Origin of the sequence: Antrihabitans spumae (assembly GCF_043944905.1) — a bacterium.
Classification (GTDB): Bacteria; Actinomycetota; Actinomycetes; order Mycobacteriales; family Mycobacteriaceae; genus Antrihabitans; species Antrihabitans spumae.
This window is the reverse complement of the sequence record NZ_JBIMSN010000146.1, coordinates 1-20,915: the sequence shown is the minus strand read 5'-3', so window position 1 is coordinate 20,915 and position 20,915 is coordinate 1. Positions and strand designations below refer to the sequence as shown.

Annotated in this window: 18 protein-coding genes and 3 pseudogenes; 7 read left to right on the top strand and 14 right to left on the bottom strand. The window is 59.9% G+C overall.

The window, feature by feature from the left end:
• Positions 1–413, bottom strand: a pseudogene (locus ACHIRB_RS28300) (transposase); the annotation flags it as partial.
• On the opposite strand from ACHIRB_RS28300, the gene ACHIRB_RS28295 reads away from it, so the two are divergent.
• Positions 412–1,278, top strand: a complete 867-nt coding sequence (locus tag ACHIRB_RS28295; RefSeq protein ID WP_395127809.1) for a lipase family protein — start codon at positions 412–414, stop codon at positions 1,276–1,278. The pseudogene ACHIRB_RS28300 and the gene ACHIRB_RS28295 sit on opposite strands and share 2 nt — an antisense overlap.
• 306 nt (positions 1,279–1,584) lie before the next feature.
• Here ACHIRB_RS28295 and ACHIRB_RS28290 read toward each other — a convergent pair whose 3' ends face one another.
• Positions 1,585–1,884 (bottom strand): hypothetical protein, encoded by a 300-nt coding sequence (locus ACHIRB_RS28290; RefSeq protein WP_395112869.1) that lies wholly within the window; start codon positions 1,882–1,884, stop codon positions 1,585–1,587.
• Between the two features lie 291 nt (positions 1,885–2,175).
• Here ACHIRB_RS28290 and ACHIRB_RS28285 point away from each other — a divergent pair, with 291 nt between their 5' ends.
• On the top strand, positions 2,176–2,361 hold the full coding sequence (locus tag ACHIRB_RS28285) for a hypothetical protein (RefSeq protein WP_395112868.1): 186 nt from the start codon (positions 2,176–2,178) through the stop codon (positions 2,359–2,361).
• Positions 2,362–2,573: 212 nt separating this feature from the next.
• Here the strand turns inward: ACHIRB_RS28285 and ACHIRB_RS28280 are convergent, their stop codons facing one another.
• The 6 genes from ACHIRB_RS28280 to ACHIRB_RS28255 all read right to left on the bottom strand — a co-directional run bounded on the left by ACHIRB_RS28280 (position 2,574) and on the right by ACHIRB_RS28255 (position 11,654).
• Positions 2,574–3,029 carry an SRPBCC family protein gene (locus ACHIRB_RS28280; protein WP_395112867.1) on the bottom strand — a complete coding sequence of 152 codons (456 nt, stop codon included), beginning with the start codon at positions 3,027–3,029 and terminating at the stop codon, positions 2,574–2,576.
• Between the two features lie 186 nt (positions 3,030–3,215).
• The gene (locus tag ACHIRB_RS28275) at positions 3,216–3,929 is read right to left on the bottom strand and encodes an ABC transporter permease (RefSeq protein WP_395112866.1); all 714 of its coding nucleotides are present in this window, start codon (positions 3,927–3,929) and stop codon (positions 3,216–3,218) included.
• Positions 3,930–4,548: 619 nt separating this feature from the next.
• Complete coding sequence (locus ACHIRB_RS28270) at positions 4,549–7,506, bottom strand: AMP-binding protein (RefSeq protein ID WP_395112865.1); 2,958 nt, start codon at positions 7,504–7,506, stop codon at positions 4,549–4,551.
• Positions 7,507–7,594: 88 nt separating this feature from the next.
• A complete protein-coding gene (locus ACHIRB_RS28265) occupies positions 7,595–8,908 on the bottom strand; it encodes a cytochrome P450 (protein ID WP_395126290.1) in 1,314 nt (437 codons plus the stop codon).
• 255 nt (positions 8,909–9,163) lie between these two features.
• A complete protein-coding gene (locus ACHIRB_RS28260; RefSeq protein ID WP_395112863.1) occupies positions 9,164–10,966 on the bottom strand; it encodes a peroxidase family protein in 1,803 nt (600 codons plus the stop codon).
• Positions 10,967–11,018: 52 nt separating this feature from the next.
• Complete coding sequence (locus ACHIRB_RS28255) at positions 11,019–11,654, bottom strand: hypothetical protein (protein WP_395112862.1); 636 nt, start codon at positions 11,652–11,654, stop codon at positions 11,019–11,021.
• Positions 11,655–11,818: 164 nt separating this feature from the next.
• Here ACHIRB_RS28255 and ACHIRB_RS28250 point away from each other — a divergent pair, with 164 nt between their 5' ends.
• The 3 genes and pseudogenes from ACHIRB_RS28250 to ACHIRB_RS28240 all read left to right on the top strand — a co-directional run.
• Positions 11,819–13,075, top strand: coding sequence for a PucR family transcriptional regulator (locus ACHIRB_RS28250; protein ID WP_395112861.1), 1,257 nt, complete (start codon positions 11,819–11,821; stop codon positions 13,073–13,075).
• Positions 13,076–13,155: 80 nt separating this feature from the next.
• Positions 13,156–14,337 carry an acyl-CoA dehydrogenase family protein gene (locus tag ACHIRB_RS28245; RefSeq protein ID WP_395112860.1) on the top strand — a complete coding sequence of 394 codons (1,182 nt, stop codon included), beginning with the start codon at positions 13,156–13,158 and terminating at the stop codon, positions 14,335–14,337.
• A 306-nt stretch (positions 14,338–14,643) separates the two neighbouring features.
• Positions 14,644–14,736, top strand: a pseudogene (locus ACHIRB_RS28240) (acyl-ACP thioesterase); the annotation flags it as partial.
• A 184-nt stretch (positions 14,737–14,920) separates the two neighbouring features.
• Here ACHIRB_RS28240 and ACHIRB_RS28235 read toward each other — a convergent pair.
• The 5 genes and pseudogenes from ACHIRB_RS28235 to ACHIRB_RS28215 form a co-directional block, all read right to left on the bottom strand.
• A complete protein-coding gene (locus ACHIRB_RS28235) occupies positions 14,921–15,337 on the bottom strand; it encodes a hypothetical protein (protein WP_395112859.1) in 417 nt (138 codons plus the stop codon).
• A 65-nt stretch (positions 15,338–15,402) separates the two neighbouring features.
• Positions 15,403–16,602 carry an IS110 family RNA-guided transposase gene (locus tag ACHIRB_RS28230; protein WP_395112858.1) on the bottom strand — a complete coding sequence of 400 codons (1,200 nt, stop codon included), beginning with the start codon at positions 16,600–16,602 and terminating at the stop codon, positions 15,403–15,405.
• Positions 16,603–16,987: 385 nt separating this feature from the next.
• Positions 16,988–17,224, bottom strand: coding sequence for a microaggregate-binding protein 1 (gene mbp1, locus ACHIRB_RS28225; protein WP_395112857.1), 237 nt, complete (start codon positions 17,222–17,224; stop codon positions 16,988–16,990).
• 147 nt (positions 17,225–17,371) lie between these two features.
• Entirely contained in the window at positions 17,372–17,515 is a 144-nt protein-coding gene (locus ACHIRB_RS28220; protein ID WP_395112871.1) for a hypothetical protein, read from the bottom strand.
• A 67-nt stretch (positions 17,516–17,582) separates the two neighbouring features.
• Positions 17,583–17,777: pseudogene (locus ACHIRB_RS28215) on the bottom strand (diguanylate phosphodiesterase); the annotation flags it as partial.
• A gap of 921 nt (positions 17,778–18,698) precedes the next feature.
• On the opposite strand from ACHIRB_RS28215, the gene ACHIRB_RS28210 reads away from it, so the two are divergent.
• Positions 18,699–19,241: an STAS domain-containing protein gene (locus tag ACHIRB_RS28210; protein ID WP_395112856.1), complete on the top strand. Its 543-nt coding sequence runs from the start codon at positions 18,699–18,701 to the stop codon at positions 19,239–19,241.
• Positions 19,242–19,313: 72 nt separating this feature from the next.
• Here ACHIRB_RS28210 and ACHIRB_RS28205 read toward each other — a convergent pair whose 3' ends face one another.
• The gene (locus ACHIRB_RS28205) at positions 19,314–19,679 is read right to left on the bottom strand and encodes an STAS domain-containing protein (protein ID WP_395112855.1); all 366 of its coding nucleotides are present in this window, start codon (positions 19,677–19,679) and stop codon (positions 19,314–19,316) included.
• Positions 19,680–20,132: 453 nt separating this feature from the next.
• On the opposite strand from ACHIRB_RS28205, the gene ACHIRB_RS28200 reads away from it, so the two are divergent.
• Complete coding sequence (locus ACHIRB_RS28200) at positions 20,133–20,753, top strand: LGFP repeat-containing protein (RefSeq protein ID WP_395112853.1); 621 nt, start codon at positions 20,133–20,135, stop codon at positions 20,751–20,753.
• Positions 20,754–20,915: the final 162 nt, after the last annotated feature.

The following is a 20,915-nucleotide window of genomic DNA, read 5'->3' as shown; positions in this document are numbered from 1 at the left end:
GTGAAATGTTCTCGGGGCGATCTGGCATCCGTGCGCGCTGAGCACACGGCAGATCGGAGCGACCCCGAACCGAGCACGATGCTCGGCGATGAACGCACAGATCACCGGTGTCGCGGGTCGCTCTCCCGCGCGAAGAAACTTGTTGCCGCCTTGAGGATTTCGATGGTTTCCTCGAGCTCGCGGTTCTTGCGGCGCAGCTGCTGGATCTCCCGCGCGGCATCGGTCGACACGCCTTCTGCCTGCCCGGTGTCGACCGCGGACTGCCGGATCCAGTTCCGCAGCGTCTCCGCGTTCATTCCCAACCGGCCCGAGACCGCCTTGATCGCCGCCCACTCCGATGTGTATTCGTCACGGTGCTCGGTGACCAGACGGACCGCCTTGGCCTTGGTCTCCCCGTCGTACTTCGATGGCATGATGTCCAACCTTCCAAGAAGAAGGGTGTGCATCAAACCCGGGGCGATTCAACCCGGCTACCGGGTCTTGGACGGGATCCGCGCGGCGTTGGATTTCGACTCATTGGGTCTGACTATGGACACCAGAATCGGTATTTGGGGGTATTCGGGTGGCGGATTGGCCTCGTCGTGGGCTGGGGAAATGGCATCGAAGTATGCCGCTGAGCTCGACATCGTCGGAGTCGCGCTGGGTTCACCGGTCGGGGATCCGGCATCGACGTTTCTCCGTTTGAACGGCACTGCCTTCTCCGGTCTGCCGGCCCTTGTCCTCGCCGGGCTTCGGCGGGTCTACCCGGAGTTGGATTGGGTTCTTGGACGGCACAGCTCCGAGGCTGGGCTGAGGCTGATGAAATCCATCGAGTCGATGTCGACGTTGACGGCGGTACGCAAGTTCGCACGCTACGACCTGTCCGATTTCATCGATGTACCGTTGGCAGATTTACTCGCCGAGCGTGAAGTAGTGAGAGTCTTCGACGAAATTCAGGTGGGGCGGGTCCCACTCAACGTTCCGGTGTTCGTTATTCAGTCTGTTCGAGATCAGATCATCTCCGTCGACGATGTTGACGGTCAGGTGGATCGATACCGCGCCGCTGGCGTCAATGTCACATATCGGCGCGACAAGCTGTCCGAGCATCTGAGCCTGCACGTGTTGTCCACTCCCGTCGCGTTGAACTGGCTCGCCGATCGATTCGCTGACGAACCGCTCGCTCTAGGGTCGACCAAAACAGTCTGGTCAACTGGGCTCGCCCCGTCGGTACTGCCGGCGCTACTTGCCTTAGGATGGGATGCTTGGCGAGCAGCGCTGGGACGACCGATCAGGCCGTAACCCAGTTCGTGGTAGTTCATCAGTTCGTGTGTGGGGAACAGCCAGCGGAGGAGGCGACACCCGTGACCGATCATTTCCGACCGGGTACCGACGAGCGCCGGTGCGGCAGCTGTCGTGGACGTGTTCTCCTGAGTTCGGCAGCACGCACGGCTGTACACGAACATTACGAAGATTGGTCGCTCGACCCCCACGACGCCGATGTCGAGCATGCGCGTCCCGACCATTTTTGGCGTGACGGCCGCAAAATTTTGGTGTTGTGACTACAGGCACGCTAAACGACTACTCCCCCCTCGCTTTGGTGGTGGGTCACGTAATCCATCCTCCGCGCAGCAATCCTAATATCACCAGTTTGCCGAGGAAGCTCGCCTTCGGGTCGACCGGCGCGGCGACCAGAATTGGGCTGCCCTGAAACGCTGCGAGCGCGTCATCGAGAGCGCGGTCTGGATCGGGGTGTTCGTCGAACTCTCGCCATGCATGCAGAATGCCGCGGACCAACCCTGGGTCCGCGCGGGCTAATCCGGGAAGTGTTACGAGCCGATCGATGTCGACCGGGCATGTGACCGCCGACAGGAGTAGGTAGTCGTCGTGTCCGCCATCGCGGGTCATCTTGATCGATCCCCTTGGAAAGAGCTTATACGGAAGTGCCCGACCGGTTTACGTGGTGCGACGGGCATAGAGAAACCTTGGACAATTTCAGCGGGCCGTGAGTGAGCACGCCGAACCCCGACGCTCGCCGGCAGACCTGCGCTTTTCGGAGATTCATCGAGACTTCGAGATCGAAGACGTCGAACTAGTGGGGGCAGTGGTTGCTGATCGAAGAGGTCGACGCCTGACACACCACCGCATCGAGCGAATGCGGAAGACTCGGCTACCACCGCTGCGCAGTACCGAGCACAGGTGAAACGCTTCACCGAGATGTTTCAGCGGATGCTGATTGCTGAACCAATCACGATGAAGATTTTGCTGCACGACGATGTCGATTCTGGCCTAGCTACGCTCGGGTTAACGGGATTTTGCAAACCGTTGCTATCGCAGACACCAGCTATATCGACAACGGACAACGACGGGCTTCAGCCGGTCTGACTTGGACGCCCGTGAAACCGCAGAATCGATCGACAGTCTGAAGGTCGGCGAAGTACTGCTTCATCGATCCTCCGACCAATAAAGCATCGACACTTTTCGCCGCGGCGGCGACCGAGCTCGTACTCAGCGGAATACTCGACGTAATAGGCTGTCCCAGCCCTGAACAGTTCCGCGTCAGGACATTCCCTGCCCCTTGCCCATACGGCGCCCTGTTACGCCGGCGCCGACGGCGCGCAGCGCTCGATATATCGCGCTAGGTTGGTCGTGGCGTTGTCTACTACCTTTTTCAGAGCCTTCTTGACCAGAAAACCTGGAGCAGGGATGGCAGGCTCAGCCGTGATTTCGTAGGTTACTCGCGAACCTGATCCGCTGGGCGCTACGACGTAGGAGCTCTCCTGACTTTTCAAGGTCCCCCCGGATGACTTCACAAGCGTGGTCCGGACAGAGTTCTCGGTCCACGAGTAGGAAAGCACTTGCTCATCCAGCCTTCCGGCGACACTTACCTCTACCAACGCCTGAGTCGGACGACCATTCCCGTCTCTCGATACGATTGTGAATTTTTTGTGGGTGTCGGACCACTTGGGGTAGTCCTCAAGGGCCGCGATCACACCTAGAACCGTCGCAGGGGCAGCATGAACGGTGAAGTCCGCATTCAAAGACGTCGCCATGAACACTCATTTCGTAGTAGGCGGTTCACCCTGACAGCTCAGGGCTGATCGCTCATGATTGCAATGGTCCAGTCAGATAACGCGACAACACGGATTTATTGTTCGGATGTCTATTTGAACGCCCGTTTTTTGGTGATGACTACACGCACAACGAGAATTGCGGCCAGATCGACTCTAAGTCAGGTTCTATTCGGCGGATACGTCAGGTACCTTGCGGTGGAACCCTTTTCGGTCGTAGACCCGGGTTGCAACGGTCCCGACAACAAGGCCGGTGACAACGCCGAACACCGTCATCCAGAACGCGTGCAACAGGCCGGAGTCGTATCTGGCGTCGTAGAACAGAATCGCGCGCACACCGATGAACACCTGGTGCAAGGGTTCGAAGTTCGCGAGCCAGCCGAAGAACGGTGGTTGACCTTCCAACGGGACGGTGCCGCCGGACGACGGTACTCCCAGAATGATGAAGAGAATCAAGTTGATGATGAGGCCGGCTGTTCCGAATGCCGCCATGATCGACGTCGCTGTGATCCCGACCGCGGCTATGGCGAAGGCACCGTAGGCGAACAGCGTGGCCGGTCTGGTGACGGGCATGTCCAGGAACGTCGATATGGCGAGATAGAGCCCGGACACAACTATGCCGACGATGATCATGATCACCCACTTGACCACCAGTGTGTGGAACCGCGACACGTGGACCGACGGGTTGTAGATGTACCAAGGGCCGAATTCCGCAGGTGCGAAGCCGAGCTGAGCGTCGACGAGCGAGCTGACGATCATCGCGCCGGTGAACCCTGCGAGCAACAGCAGCAGCGCGTAGTAGAAGGCGGCGAGACCGTTGCCCGAACCCGCAGGCAGCGGGTTGTACGGCGCTGTCGTGATCTGGATCGGTTCGGCGAGCACCAGCCGACTCGCCCCCCGAGATCGGCGTCGGTGTCGGCCCCGCGTTCAACTGGGCGATGACCTGCTCGGTCAACTGCTTGCCGACCGTCGCATTGACCTGTTCCATTGCCTGGTCGTAGATCGTCGTTGCGATACTGATGGCAAACGTGCCCGCGCGCGGATTTGTCTTGACCGTGATCACCGGTTTTTCGACCCCGCCGTCGACGACGCTTGCCTGCGCGAGGATGAGCAGCCGCTTGCTGAAGTCGCTCGGGATGACGATCGAGCCGTAGATTTCGCCCTTGCGCAGCAGGGTCTGTTCTTCGGCGATGCCGACCTGTCTGAGGTCGACCTTGTCCTTGGGGATGCCGTCGACGAGACCTTGGACGATTTGGTCGCCGAACTTCTGGCGCTGGGTCGTCCCGTCGGGTGCCACGATGTTTTCGCCTTCGTCCTGGTTGACGACGGCGATCGGGAAATCGTGCAGGTTCTTCTGCGGGTCGAGAATGCTGTCCAGATACAGCACCGCGAGCAGCGACATCACCAGTCCGACGACGACGACAGGTGCCAGCCACAACCGTGGGTTGCGGATCGATGCAATCCGGTGTGGTCCGACCACTTGTCGGACTAGCTCTAGATGTCATTCGTGGTTGTCGCTTATTGGTGAGACAGCGCGCAGTCTGGCGTGGGTGTCACTATTGTGACCGACGTTGATGTACGGCGCGTATGTGCCGCCGCTCGAACGCTTGAACACGGGATGCTCGGAAGTCGACCACTGCAGGGGCTCTGTCGGCAGGTGTGCCGGTATCGGGCGATGCCATGGCGTCAGAGGGATCTCGGACACGATTCGGATGAACGCCGGTCTTTCCTGAAGTGGAAGGCACATGAGTACATGGTCGAACTCGCCTGCGTCGAGTTCGCAGCCCTGCAGCGGTACCACAGCTGTCACGGCTATTTCTGCGCCGTCAGCGGTCGGGACAGCGTAGGTGATAGCGAGATCCACAGCTGGGATCTTCCCGATGGCTGCTGTAATCGGAAGAGAGGCAACAACTCCGGTTGCAGTCCGAATTTGGCTGTCGACAGAGTCGATGAGCCAGTAGTCGCCATCGATGTCGCGGCGAACCAAGTTCCCACTGGAGTACCAGGCATCGCCGCGCTCGAACAGGTTCCGTAGTGGGTTTGCCGTCGTCGTTGCTTGCACACGTGCGAGCAAAAGGCCGACCTCGTCGGCACCGCATTCGATACTGTACCCATCGCGATCTTCGAGCAAAGTACGTGCTGTGGGGTCCCATCGCGCGACACGAAGTTCCGCACCGCCTGGGAGAGGCCGACCCAGAGCTCCGGGCTTGGTCGGATCGATGTTGACCAAGACGGCTTCGCCCTCGCTGGTTGCCCAGAAGTCCAATACCGTTGCTGGTGCGAATCGAGATGACACGCGGCGCCAGAGGCTTCGCGGCATTCCGGAGCCGACGAACAGCCGAACCGGATGATGACGCTCGCCTGGCTGTGGCTTGGCGTTGACCAGCGGGCGGAGTTGTGCCCACGTGTAGGACACAACTGTGACGCCGTAGCGGCGGACCTCAGTCCAGAATGTCTCGGGGTCGAGGCTCGTCGCCATGGCCAAGCGTGCGCCCCCGGCGAATGCACCGCCCACACTGGTCAGTAAGCCTGAGGGATGGTGGAACGGGTTGATGCTGAAAACCGTGTCGGCGTTGCTCAAGGACGCCGATGCTGCGGTACCGAATGCAGATATACCAAATCTTCCGTTGGTAATTCGGATCACTCGCGGAGTTTCAAAGTCTCCGCCGAACAAGATGAACGCGAGGTCCCTTGCGTTACCTGGATTGGGCTCATACCACACGGGTACTACTTGCACGGGACTCTCGGGTTGTTCGAGAGCGGTCAGCCCTGGCTCGCGTGCATGATCAGGGGTGTCGAGAAGAAAGACGTGGACTTGCCTGTTACCTGCGGGTATGTTCGCGTGTGCGGGATCGACGACCAGTCTGTGGACTTCGCCGAGATCGAGTTCGCGTGCGGTATCCGCTCCCGGCCGGAGCATGACCGCGACGGCCCCGATGCGATTGAGAGCAGCGACGACCGCGAGCGCTGTCGGCCGAGTATGCATCAGGATTCCGACGTGCTCGCCGACCCGAACCCCCTCGCTCAGCAATCCGCGCACGACACCGTCGATGCGTTGCTTTATCTCCAAGTATGTGTAAACCCGGTCCTCGTACAAAAAGCACACGTCTCGTGGGGATCGTCGAGCACGCTCATCGAGCAACTGCCCGAGCGAAAGTCGAGTGTGTGTCCTGACATCGCCGATTCGTGCCAGCCGCGGAAGCTCACGTGACGTGATACTCGCCAAGTTGCGGATATCGTGTGCCGATCGTGCGAGAGTGCCGGTCACGGATTGGAAGGCAGCCTTGCCGGCGCCGGTGACCAGGTGAATGCCCTCTGCACTCTCGGTGAGAGTGGCTTGCGATTGTTCGGCAGGACGATCACTGACCAGGATCGGTTGTGGCGGGCGCGCCGCCTCCCGCGATAGCCATTGCGCCCATTGTGCGACCACCGGCCAGCTCGCAGTCTGTGCACTCGTACTTACGACGAGTCCGAAGTGTCCAGCTGCAAGGGCAACTTCGTACACGTCGGCCTGTGGAGCTGCTTGTCTGATAGGTCGTACCGCAGCTGGCGGCGCGATGTCATCCACCTCACCGATGAATGTCAGGATCGGGCATTCGATGTCTGCCAAAGTGACTGGCCTGTCGCCGACGGTGAAGCCGCCCGTGAGCATTCGGTTATGCATCAGAAATTGACGCATGAACTCGTCCAACGCAGGTCCGGGCCATGCTACCCATCCCTCCCCCATGAGGTATCGCCGCTGGCCCTCACGAGGCAGGAGCGCATCGCGGTCGTGCAACGCGACCAAGAAGTCCAGTTGTTGCCGCAAGGCCTTTACTGGATCCAGCAGCCGAAATCCTGTCCGTGTCGCCCAGCCCGGCACCGGGTTCCCCCGGAGCACACGGTCGAGCACAAAGCGAATGCCTCCAATGGCAACCCCCTCGGAGATGCCCAGCGGAACCGCACCGCGAAGATTGATGGGGCTGCCGAAGGTGATAACGCTGGCAACTCCTGCGTTTCGTCGGTATGCCGCTGTCTGATAACAAAACATCCCGCCCTGTGAGTATCCGCAGAGATGGACATCGGAATCAGTTTCTTCCACGACGGAAGCTACAGCTGCGCTGACGGCCCTGACATGGTCGGCGAGAGTTCTCTCCAGACCGCCGGTCTCGTGTTCCGGTGACCCGAAATCGATGACCCATACGTCGATTCCTTGTCCACCCAGCGTTCGAACTGCGCTGACGGGAGGCGAGACATCGAAGACGTCGGCCGTCAACATCAGAGGGGGAACGAGCAAAATCGGAGGTCCGGAGCGATCGCCGATAGCATAGCGACGCAGACGGTGGATCGGACCCACGTCGACAATATCGAAAGCAGTGGGCTCTTCGCCGGTTTCCAAACCCCCGAATCGCGTAACCTCCAGCCAGTTCTGTGCCGTTGAGGTCAACTTCCTTGCGAAGTGAGCGACAGCGTGAGGCATCGGTCTCACCGGTTGCCGCGGCTGTCGTTGCGGGTGTTCTCGCACTGACGAATCGGCGGGTATGACCGATGCAAGAATTTATTCACAATCACACCTTTCGACTGTTGATGGTGATTTCGAGGTCGAAGACGTTCAGGCTAGGCGGGAGCGGACGGTCGGCACTCAAAGTCGCCCCGTACAGACGTGGAAAACCTCTCCCGATCAAACGGGCTAGCACTGCGGTACCGAGATGCAGCGCAAGTCCGGACCCGGGACATCCTTGCGGACCGTGACTGAAGAAGTTGAATGACCAGTTTGCGGCAGCGTTTCCCGAAATCCATTCCTGCGGTGAGAACTGATCGGCGAACGCTACTCGGTCTCGGTTGCGGTGATTGCCCAGGTTGTAGATGAGGATTTGAGTGTCGGCGGGTACGTGGACACCGTGCAAAGTGGTATCTCGGGTTGTGACGCGCCCGAACATGACCGTTGTGGGCCAGAGTCGCATGGTGTCGTGAAGACAAGCGGTGAGGTACTCCGGGGTGACTTCCTGGCTTGTCGATCTGGCCGCCAGCTCGTCGCGGACGAGATCGAGATGATCGTGGTGGGTGGCGAGCAGCGCCAATGCACGGAAGACGTTGGCCGGCAGGGTGTCCCCCATCGCGAACATCCAGTGCAGCAGTTGTCCTGCCGGGTGTGTGTCCTCGTTCTTGGGCGCGGTACCGACCAGGCTGGCGAGGCAGCCGGGCTCCGCGCGGCCGATGTAGTGCTGAACCCGGTCGAGCAACTCTGGCAAGTGCGGCGATGCGGTCGACGGTGAGTTGTTCGCCTCGTCCATCAGGATCGTCAGCAGGTCGGTGACCTCGGAGTCGTCGGCTGCTGCGTCACCGAAAATGACGCGACGGGTAAGACGTTGGAACGTGGTGTTGATTTGCTCCCAGGTGATCGAGGACGAGGCCAACTTGTCCGCTTCCTCGTTCACAGCGTGGATGAACGTTTCGGCCATGCGGTGCGGCGGCGATCCAGCATCGAGGATCGCCTCGGCGAAGCGGCGTCGGTTCTGCCACAACGGCGCGCGGGTGATGGTCAGAGCGTCCGGTTGAAAGTGCGCCATCCCTTTGCTTTTTGTGTCGGGGTCGGACGCAAAAGGGTCCGGTGATCCTTGGAGAACTTCGGCGATATCCTCGGGTCGGTGCACCAGCAGCATGGTTGTCGTGCCAACCCGGACATAGATGGGCACCTCGTGCCGATTCACCAGCTCCTCGTAGAACCTCACCGCACGATGATCGATGCCTAATGAGTCGGCTAGTTCGCTGGCGCGTCGTCGACGTCGAAACAGACCCTGCACAACATTGGGCACTGCTATCTGTGTGGTGAAGCGGACACTCTCCAGCAGGGATGCTGAGGGAAAATAGTTGTCGTTCATGATCTCTCGCTCGGTATCGCGGAAGCGGTGACTGACTGCTGCACGACGCCAGCGCTGCGACTTCAAACCATCGAATGGTCCGGATTCTTGAACCGCCGAGACCAGGTCAGCCTCACTGGTGACCCGATCTCGTGTGACTTCACGTTGCGACATCACGCACCGTAATTACGGACGCGTCGATCGCGTGCGTCTTCAGCGACGATGCGGCTATCCCACCGTGCTTCGTCGACACTTCTCACTTGTGGTGTGGCCGTGCTACGACCCGAATGGCATGTAGGCCCTGACGCTGTCCGCCGCGCGTAGAACGACGTGTTTGCGTCCCTGTGCGGGTGTCCCGAGTGCGGGCCATGGCGCGAATACTCGCTCCACGTCGCCGATCGCCGGGGCAAGCTCGGGGTAATGCCGTAGCAGGACGTCCTTCATGGTGGTGTTGTTGACCCAGTCGAATCCCGTCTTGGTGTAGATCTCGGGGCGGAAATCCTTGGTGAAGAAGCGGTCGCTCTTGATCCGACGCGATGCCATCAGGATGAAGATCCGGAATGCCGTGTCGGAGAATCCGAAGCCTTTCGGCGGCTGCTCGGCTTGCATTCCGATCTGCAAGTCGACGGCGTCGACGTCGCCGTTGTATACGTCATTTATTTCTTTGGCCCACTGCTTGTTCGGAGTGATGTCCTCGATCCGTTTACGCCGAGGCATACGCAGCGCCTCTCGGAAGTCGTTGTATCGAGGTACACCGCGTTCACGGTCGCGGACAATGTCGAGGGTTGCCAAATCGGTGATTTGACCGTCGACCCGAGTGAGGTTGCGAAGCGCATTGGGGTAGTTGTGTAAGCACACTGCGCCGGCGCTGGCAAGGCCGAACGAGTACCACATATCGCCCATCTCCATGCTGTCCATGACGCCGCGTGTGTGGCGACCCTGAAGTTCAGTGAAGTACTTCTCGTGCAGCAGCTCACCTGATTCGAGTGAGAAGAACTTCCAGTCATCAGGAATCAGTGGGTGCATCCGATACACGGAGACGAACTCTTCGGTCAAGGAGAACGGCGCACCGTGATGGTGGGTGGACGAACCGACGATGCCGGACAGTGCCTCGCTGTCGCCGATCCGACCGAATTTGTCACGGAACGTCTCACCTAGCGCTCCGTACCAGTTGGCGTTCATTCCGATCTGCAACGCCGGGTGGCGAAGGACGCACGTGGTCCACTCGACGGTGTGGATTTTGGCGATCAATGCCGACACCACCAGTACGCCGATTTCGAAGAGACGCTGATCGCCGAGGGAGGGGTCCGCCTTTTTCAATGCATCGCACACAGCGTTGTGCTCGCGTGCGAAGAGGGTGTGCAGCAATCCCGGCCCTACCCACCAATTTTCTTGCATGCCGGTGATGTCGATGCCCTCGATCTCGCTTGCGAGTAATCGTCCACCAGCATCGACCTTGATCTTACCGTCGACGAAACTGCGAACGTAGCTCTGCTTTTCCGCACCGCTGCCATAGATTTGAGAACCGTCCCACCAATGTGTTTCAGCGTTCGCGAAGACCGGAGCAGGGCAGCCATCACGCACCTCGCCGTGCAGTGGGATAGTTTCGCGGATTCGCATGGGGTTCTCGGGAAAGTCGTCTCCCGACTGCAGCGGAATGTCGATGGTTCGTTCGGCGACGCCGTCGCCGTGGAAAAACCAGTTGTGGTTCTCGAATTGCAGCCATGCCGCGGCCAGCGCATTGATGATGCCCGCAGGCTTGAAGGTGTCGCGTGCCATGAGAGTACGACTGATCACCCGCGGGTCGGGCTTCAGCAGTCGCTTTTTGTCCACAACGGTCTTTTCCAACGGCACGTTGCGTCCGAATCCGGATGCCTGAGCACCCATCATCGGGCACCCTAGATCGTTCCAGGAGCCATCGGGAGTGCGGGCATTCGTAACCTGCGGAGTAGCCTCGCCGTCCTCCGCGTCGGGGCGAACATCTGGGCCTTCGAATAGATTTTTTTCTCTGAGGTCATTGCGTAACTTGGACAGGCTGACAATTTGTAGAGTGAGTGAGGGATTTTCGTACCATTGCATGTTCGTTGCATTCTTTCGCTGCGTAGTTGATGAGCGGTGTGATCTAAGTTGGCTAGGTACGCAGAGCGAAGAAGCCGATCTTCGAGTAGCTGCCCGTTGGTAGCCGAAACAGAATCTTTCCCAGGTAGGTTCCCGGGACAATCTCGACAAGTTCGTCGCGGATACTGCGGATAATCAGCGCCGGATTGGATTCGACATCGGCGTAGTCGATGACCAACACTTCGCGATCCGGGTCGTCTTTGCCGGCTTCCACATAAGTCTTGAAGTCGAACGCAGACTTTCCCTGCCCCGACTCGGTCATCGAGTAGAACGGCCAGATGAGCTTGGACACCACTGCTGAGCTGTCGGTCATCCGGTTGTTTCCGGTCGAACCTGCGGCGTCGAACCGCTTCCCCTGCCACGGCATCCATGAGTTGACAAGCATTTTCACTGCAGCGTCCGTGGCGACGTTGGTGGTGGTGGTCACCAAAATACCGTCGGTTGGACCGTCCAGATCGCGTACCGGTGTGCCGAGTCGAAAGAGCTCGTTGAGGAGCTCGTCGGCGAGAACTTTGTCGGCTTCGGCAAGTTTTTGCAGTTCTAGAATTTTTTGCCAGGCACTGCGTTGAGCTGTGATTTCATCAGCGCTGCTGAGCGTACGCAGCGCAGACACAACTTGGGACAGCGATTCGGATGCTGCAGCAGACATTGGTCATCTCTCATCGACGTGGGTGATGCTAGAACCAAACTAGGTCCGAACGCAGCGTGCAATTCTCACAATGAGCTGTGGATTCAGACAAGATCGCGGGTTTTTGATTGTGTTTGGCAACAATGTGCCTACGGGGCGACTCGGGCGCTCGTACTGTGACTGCCGTGGAAGATCTGATGGCGACGCTGGCCAACACACTGCTCGACAGAGTAGACAAGTACGGCGTGGCGATGGCGGACGTGATCCGTGAGCAACTTCCCGCGTATCGGAATCAGCGGTATGTCTCGTTGACCGACCTGCGAGCCAGCTGCACTGCCAACCTTCGCTACGTGTTCGAGGCGCTTGCTCATCGCACTCCTGCAGACCCCACGGTCGCATCCGCAACAGGCACTCAGCGAGCGCAGGCCGGGATTCCCTTGACGACCGTGACGGCGGCCTACCGTCTATGTTTTCGCTACCTATGGGAACGCATTGTGTCCGAGGCGAGGGTCATGGGCATTCCGCCCGAGACGCTGCTAGAAATTACCGCTGAGGTAGTGGTAGCCCATGACCTCTTCACCCACGAAATGACGGCCGCGTACAACCGGAGCCTCACCGCTCTGCTCGTCCGACAAGAGACAGAGCGATCTGCTCTTGTAGCGGCACTACTCGCCGGGACAATCTCCAACCGCACGGTCCTGTGGGAAGCGGCCGACCTACTTGGATTGCCGATCAGTGGGCCGTATGTCGTGATAGCCGCAGAACTTCCTGGCACCGGCAGAGTCGGTGTCGATGACATCTCCAACTCGCTCGCGCGAGCGCATATGCACGCGGCATGGCGCCTGTTGCCCGACCTGCACGTGGCGATAATCGCACTGCCCAGTTCGGTCCCCTCCACAGTCTCGTTGTCGCTCCTCGTCGAAGTGCTCGGTGCACACGCACACGGCCGCGTCGGGGTGAGCCCGGTCGTCGACGACCTGACACAGGCCGGTCAGGCGCTCGAACTGGCCCGGTTGACGATCGCCAGCAGCCGACCGGACAAGCACATTGTGCTTTTCGAAGAAAATCCAGTCGGCATCGCCGCTGTGAGCGCGCCCGCGGTCATGCAACGGGTAGCCGTCAATGTGCTCGGCCCGCTGGGTTCGCTACCGGAGGAGGAACGCAAAGTTCTGTTGGAGACACTGAAAGTGTGGATTGATGCCGGCGGATCGACCACTAAAACAGCCGATCGCATGTATTGCCATCCCAACACCATTCGTTATCGACTGCGACGAATCGAGGAGCGTACAGGCAGATATCTCAACCGTCCCACCGACGTCGCCGCAGTCTGCCTGGCAATGCAGGTAGAACTCAGCACCCCGTCCCGAGATGAATCCAGCGTTCCTGCGAGCCGACGTCCCGACTACCCCGCCATAGGTACGGATGGCGCACAACAACCTTGAGACCGCATTCTCACGACGTCACTGGCCAGAAGGATAGGGCTGCCTCGCAGCCGACTGTCCTCGAAACGAAGGAGAAGGACATGGTCAATTCGCTAGGTGAACCGCTCATGACGGACTTTCTCGATATCAGCAAGGAGTTCGGCGAGCAGGAGCGCGACTACCTCAGGCGCGCGCGTACGTTCGTCCGTGACGAGGTGCTACCGGTAATTAACGACTACTGGGAGCGAGCCGACTTTCCCATCGATCTCGCCCGGCGTATGGGACAACTAGGATTCGTCGGCGACGGCATCGACTATCCCGGAGTTCCGGCAATGAGTGCCGCGTCCGCTGGCTTGCTCGCCATGGAGATATCGCGCGGCGACGGAAGCTTGGCAACCTTCGCCGGCGTACAGGGCGGCCTAGCAATGCAATCGATAGCTCTGCTCGGATCCGAGGAACACAAAAAGCGTTGGTTGCCACCATTAGCGCGCGTAGACGAGATCGGCGCCTTCGCACTCACAGAACCTGATCACGGCTCCGACTCCCTACTTCTCGAGACCACCGCGGTCCGCCGCGGTAACGACTACATACTGAACGGCAAGAAGCGCTGGATCGGCAACGGCACCGTGGCCGACGTCATCGTTGTCTGGGCACGCGGCGACGACGGCCAGGTCGGCGGCTACCTCGTCGAAAAAGGCACACCCGGATACGACGCGCACGTGATAACTGGCAAAGCGTCGGTTCGATCGGTATGGCAGGCCGAGATAGATCTTGTCGATGTCCGGATCCCAGTGGACGCGAAACTGCCACACGCACACAGTTTCAAGGACACAGGCCGAGTACTGGCGGGGACTCGAAGCCAGTGTGCTTTCAGCGCACTCGGACATGCAGTCGCGGCATACGATGCCGCACTGACCTACGCCAGCAATCGCAGGCAATTCGGGAAACGACTGATCGAATTTCAGATCGTGCAGGTGCGGCTCGTCAAAATGCTTCAGGAAATCGTCGGTATGCAGCTGTATTGCATGCGGATCGCCCAGCTACAAACCGGGGAAGCGCTAGGTGACACCGTCGCATCGCTCGCCAAACTCAACAACACCTCCAAAGCTCGACAGATAATTCTCGACGCGCGAGACATGTTGGGAGGCAACGGCATACTGTTGGAAAATCATGTCATGCGCCACCTGGTCGACATCGAAGCGCTACACACATACGAGGGAACCGAAACCATCCAGACACTGCTCGTCGGGCGCAAGATCACCAAGGTGGGTGCCTTCGTGTGACGTCACCATCGCGCAAGATCACGGTGTGGATCGGATTGGCGCCGAGAACATCAGTTAATCCCGCATTGATAGGCAGGCTATCGCTAAATCGGTGACTGCTATGCGACCCAAAACTCGCTACGCAGTCGGATTTGGTGCCAAACCAATGATTGCGATGCACACGATTCTTCCGGACCGCACCTTCGACGTGTTCATCCAGCGCGCCACCCAAGGGCTAGTAGCCGTGGTGACGCATCAGCTTATGATCGAGCCACCACTGCACCGCGCAATGGCGCGGCAGTTCTGTCGCCTGCGAACAGGTCCCGCGTTCGCGTACGGCTCGACGCGATCGCACGCTATCTGCAAGATATCGCGACCGACATGATCGAGGCATCGCCGTTCTATGACTCGGACCCCTTCTGAATCCTGCGCCGCACGATCATCGACGTCGTCTCACCGATCAGCTGGCGGCCAGTAGCCAACGGTGAACCTCATCGACCAGGAGCTACACCACATCCGCCGGAAATGTGGCGATAGTCGGCATTTATGTCACCATTTCGATTATCGGCACGTCAAATATGTTGTTGTGCAACGTATTTGATATTCAAACAGGCGGTCTCACCGGTCGAACAACTGCAGTTGCTGCAGATCGTCGAGCCGGTTCGGCCGGGTGAGATCGCCTGAGCGAGGATCGCTTCGAGGTCGCTGCAGCGACCCTGACGTCCTCGTGGCTTGCTCCAGCAGCTAGTGCCGCCTGGATATCGTGGGCCGCGTCCAGTCCGAGGTGTCCAGCGACGGCGATGCGGGTCAACAGGTGGCGACGTAGATGCACTCGGCCGTCGGAAGAGCCGCGGTTCTGCCACATCGCGTGCCAGTATGCCGTTCCGGCGGTCGGAGTTTTGAGAATTCGTTCGGCTGCGCGATCGAGCAAGGCATCGATCTGCTCGCGCAGGATCTCAGCCGCATCCGAAACTTCGGTTCTGTTTCGGAGTACTTCGATGGGCATCGGCACGGTTCGCACTTGCGCACGATATCGGCCACCACCGACGTTCCCTCATTTCGCCACTGTGAGTCTCAATGAGGTTGTCAAGATGCTCGTGGCAGTCCGGGTTGGTAGCTGGTGTTGTCACGTTGCATGGCCCACAGGACGTTGAGGCGTCGACGCGCTAGGCAGAGGACTGCCTGGGAATGTCGTTTGCCCTGAGATCGCTTGCGGTCGTAATACGTGCGGGACTCCGGGCTGTTCTTTATGGCGTTGTTGGCAGCCAGATAGAAGACGCGCAACAGTCGCCGGTCGTAACGTCGGGGCCGTTTGAGATTGCCGCTGATGCGCCCGGAGTCGTGCGGTACGGGCGCCAGCCCAGCGATTCCGGCAAGCCGGTCGGCGGTGGTGAATGAGGCCAAGTCGCCGTTGGTCGCGGCGACTAGTTCGGCGCCCAGCAGCGACCCGAAGCCGGGCATGCTGGTGATGATGGCAGCGAGCCGGTGCCGCTGAAAGGTCGTTTCGATCATGGCGTCGACGTCGGCGAGCTCGGCGTTGAGGTTCAGCACCGTTTGGGCCAGTCGGGCCACCACCGACGCGGCGACGGCCTGCCCGATGACCGTCGCGCGTTGGGCCTGGGCGGCATCGAGCGCGCGGACCGCAATGTCGCCGGCGTTGTAGGCGTGACGATCCCGCAACCATCGCTCGAGTCGTGCTGCGCCCATCCGGCGTAAGCCCTCCGGCGTCTGGTACCCGGTCAGCAGGATCAGTGCGGCCTTGCGGTGCGCGAGATCGAAAGCTCGTTCCAGGGCTGGGAAATACTCCAGTAGCTGCGCCCGTAGACGGTTGATGGACCGGTTCCGATCGGAGGCGAGGTCAGTGCGGCGTGCGCACAGTATCCGGAGATCTGCGGCAATTCCGTCACGGTGACGGAATGGGTGAAGGTCTCGGCGCATCCGTGCCTGGTCGGCGATGATCGCAGCGTCCTTGGCATCTGTTTTACCGTCGCCGCGGTACGCCGCCGAGGCGTGGTGCACGACGCGGCCGGGGATGTAGAGCAGTTCCTGGTCGTCGTCGAGTAGCAGTGTGATCAGCAGCGCCGCACCGCCGGAGTTCAGATCGCTGGCCCATAGGACGGACTCGCCGCCGGCTAGGTTCTTGACCGTCCGGATCAGGTCGGTCAACGCTGTTTCATCGTTGGCGACCCGTTGCGACAAGACGCGCTGACCGTCGGCGTTGATGACCACGCAATGATGCGCAGCTTTGCCAGCGTCGACGCCGGCCCACAGGGTTGGTTGTGCCACATCTTCCTCCGTCGTAGTTCCGATGTTGGCCCTGCCGACGACCGTGCCGTCACGTCCTTACCTAGCGATCACGTCGCGTCTCTCAATTAGCGGTCGAGTCGTCGCAGAACGCACGGCGGCCACTCACAGTGAGCCATCCAGTGGCTGACGAAAGCCAAGCCATACCTGACGTTCCAGGGTCGCTGACAGCCTATGAAAAAGTGCTGCTCAGAACCCACAAATCATCGTAAGGACGAAGTGAGGTACGTGGGGGGGCACTGAGCGAAGGTGCTGATCGCTGGTCATCGGTCTATTCGCCTCGACGAGCATGATGCCGAGAACGACCGTACGTTCCGGTCGTTCTCGGCATCTCCGTTTGGGTGGTGCTGTGATCGATGCTTTCGCGCTATTGGTTTGCGCGTTGGCGCTCTTCGTCTACTTTGGCAGCCGCCCGTGCAGCGTCGGCTTCGGCTTCCTTTTTTGCCGCCTCGCGCTGATGCTCGGCTTTGTCCTGCTGCGCCTGACCTTCGCGGGTGAGGTCGTCTTGTCCGGTCAGGGCACCAGCTGCCTCTTTTGCCTTACCTTTGACGTCTTCGACGACGCCTTTGATCGCTTCTGCCGGTCCGCTGTTCGAGTCGGTCATTTTCGTCCTTTGCTTGGAAACATCAACAACGGCCCATTCATACCCAGTCCGGTCGTACTGAAACGCTCAACTCTCTAACTTGCGAGAGAGTTGAGGCTGCGGTGGCCTGTGGATGTCAGTGTGCGGATCTGATGCCGTCCGTGTGGTTCACACGATGTCGGGACGGTTGGAGAACCGGGTCATGATCGCTTGTGCGCTGCGCACGGCCGCGGCGCGATCGTATGACACAACGTAGTCGAACTCTCTGTCCATGTCGTCGCTGTTGCGGTGTAGGTCGAGTGCGGAGAGCACGCTGCAAAAAGTGTGGTGCGAGGACAACGATCGTCCATTCGTGTACGAGGGGGTCCGCCGGATCCAATGGGGCATGGTAGATGCCAGAATTGATGGCTTCGGGCATGTCTACGCCGTATACACCCACATAGGACACTGTGTCGGCGAGGCTGCGCCAGCGGGCGGCCGTCGTCTCGGTGAAGTGCCGCGCGTGCTGAAACGTACCCAGCACTACAGTCTCCGGCCCGGAGGCGGCCGCTTGCGCTTCGAGTGTCGTGCTCATGGTTATCAACAATCGCTTGCGACTGCGGATCGTGCGCCGACCCGGCGACAACATCAGATAGGGAGTATCCGTGGTGGCTTCGACAGTCGCTGCTGTGTGGTTCCAGGTCGGAATCGGAGGAAATGGTGCGACGGGTTCGTCGGCTAGCTCCCCCAGCGAATCCACCGCTGGGAAGAGGCTTCCGACACCGAAGTCCGCACCCATGCCCATTGCCCGTCGACGCTGCGCCTCGCTGTCGATGCCGTCGGCAACTACGACTGCGTTGGTTCGTTCGACTTGAGCGGCGACTGCGTGCACAGTCCGCGCCGTCCCCGCATCGGGTTCGTGCTGTAAGAAGCGTGGGGTCGAGGATGATCACATCGGGTTCGAGGAGCGGCAACAGCGCCAATGCCTGCGGTCGACCCCCGACACCGTCGACGGCGACGATCTTGCCTCGCGACCGTGCGTGACGAACGGCATCGAGTGTGTCGGCAGGCCGTTCGATCAGTGTCGTATCGGCGATGACGAGCACGGCGTGGGTCAGGATCTCACTGTCGGAACGGTCGAGTCCAGCGACCGATGCCAGGTCAAGGGTGACCAGTGCAGGAAAGCCGGCCAAATCGAGGGAATTGGCATGCTCCCATTTCAACTTGTCGAGGTGGCGCTGTTGGCTCATCGCTCGCGCTGCAGCGCGCAACGCCTGCGCAGTGGCGAACGGTCCGTCCGGCATGCCCCGAAGTTGAACCTCCACGGCAACGAGGGTGTCGTTGTCCAGCCGCCGGATCGGTGCAAAACAAGGTCGCACGGGCACTCCTGCAGCGACGACGTCCGCCGTTGTGGTGATAGAGAACAGCACCCACTCAGTGTTTCATACCCCTACGAATGCCCGTTATCGTTTTGTTATCCGATGTGGGTGGTTTGCGATGTGGAAGATAACGATCCGTGACCTTCGGCGCCCACGATGAGTTCTGTCAGCGTCATCCGGTGGCCCGAGATGTCGTTCGGGTCACGCCTTTGTTACTGGAGGTTTCCATGCCGGTTGCTGCGCACACCGAAGTCCACGTCGGCGATGTGGGTGTTGTTTCAGGCGGGCTGTCCGCCTCGATTACAAGTCACGCTCAGGCGGTTGCCGTTCATGCGTGCGGAGAAATAGATTCCGTCAACGTCGAGGCGTGGGCGGATCTGGTGGCGGGCGCAGCCAGTCGTGCCGCGTGCCGCGGCGACCGCGCGACGCTCGTGATCGACCTGGAGCGCGTCTCGTTCATGTCGGTGCGGGCTCTCTGCGTCCTCGGTGACGCGGCGGCGACGTTCGGTGCAGCACCGACGGTCATTGCCGATGGAGCGATTGCTCGCCATCTCCAGCTCGTGTTTGAGGCGGAAGTTATGACCGTCGTGTCACCCGCGGACTGCATTTTCGGTGATAGAAGGCTGCCGGCGCGGATCAATGCGCAGAGTCCGGACTGTAGCTTGGCCGAGCCTGCCTAGGTGTTGAGCTCAGAGTGCGTAGGCGTACAGCGATCTAAACTCGCTGGCACCGTCTTGTGATGCGGATCAGGACTAGATCTCTCGGTCGTGACTGTCGGAGAGTGCGGCATCCAACGTGGGGTAGATGGCTAGGGTGCGGTCCAGGCCGAGCAACGTCATCGGTCGACTGGTGGCGCGGCCATCAGCAACCACCGCGAGCCGTGTCGATGCGGACTGATGGGCATGCAAGAGCATCGTCATCCCGACGGCGGAAAGAAATTCCACTGCACTGAGATCGATCACCACACGCGGAGGACCGGGCGCCATCGCACGCTCAATTGCTTCGGACAGCACGGGTGCGGTGACCAAGTCGATGGTCCCCGCGACTCTCACCACCGTGGCATTACGTGTAGAAACCGTGACATCTACGTCGACGGATATGTCCAGATTCGAACCCATGACGCTCCCAGAAATCGCACACGCCCTATCCTGCGTCGCCAAGGCGGGCAGAGTTTTATGTCGGCTGTGTGCTCAACCGGAACGCGGGTAACCTACCTAACTCGGGTGACACATATCGGGTCAAAGAGCAGGAGGCGATGGGGTATCGCCATTATCGTCGAACGCTCGAATTTCTGATGGCGTCGCAGAGGATCTTGGGAGATGGCTGACAGCGATCGACAACACCGCTACGACCTGCTGGAACTGATCATCTACCCTGCAGATATATAGATAGTCTGGCAACGTTTCGGGGACTCGGTGTGCGCATCCACGCTTGGTGAGCGAGGTGCTGGAACACTGGCGTGAATTCGATCGGCACGCTGACCGCACGGCGGCGTTGGATGCCGCGCTCGCGAGTTTTTTCGTCCCCCGATCGTGGATCGCGTTCGGGGAAATGGTCGGAAAGAAGTGTGTGTGAACTTCGATCAGGACAGATTTCGGGGCTTCGTATCGCGGCCATCTGCGGGGTCAGGGCCCGAAATTCCCGGTGGTTTTACAAAGGAGGAAGCTGATCTCGCTGAAACGAAAGAAGCCAAGCGAGCGTTGTCTCGTGCCGCACCGGGTTGCCAAGAATATTGGCCTTCACCCCATCAGGTGTGCGGAGCGATCAGAGACAAGTACAACAGCCTCGGCGGTCCGAACAGCTTCCTACTCTGGCCAACTTCGGTCGAGATTCGCAATCCCGACAATGTTGGCGTCCGACAGACCTTTAACAACGGGCCCATCTACTGGCACCCCAACGCTGGAGCGCATCCAGTGGCGAACCACTTCTTCGCAGCCTGGCAACGCAACGGCTGGGAAGGGGGAGTGCTCAAATACCCAACCACAGATGAAATACCAAGCGCCAATGGTGGCCGCCGACAAGAGTTCCAGGGTGGTGCGATCTACTGGCGAATCAATGAGGCGTACTACGTCAGTGGTGCTATCCGTGCAAAGTGGAACGCGCTGGGAGCGGAGGGGGGACCCTTGGGCTACCCCACATCGGACGAGCTTTCCGTCAATAAATACGCAGGGAGGTTTAACAACGGGCCCTGACCCCGGATATTGGACACGGTAATTTCTGGTTACGCTGAATCGCCCCGGGTTTGATGCACACCCAGTTATTTGATTCCAGCCTGCTGGCGGGTGCGTTGTACATAGGGCCTTGACCCCGGATGTTGGACACGGCGATATCTGGTTACGCGGCCAGGTTGAGGT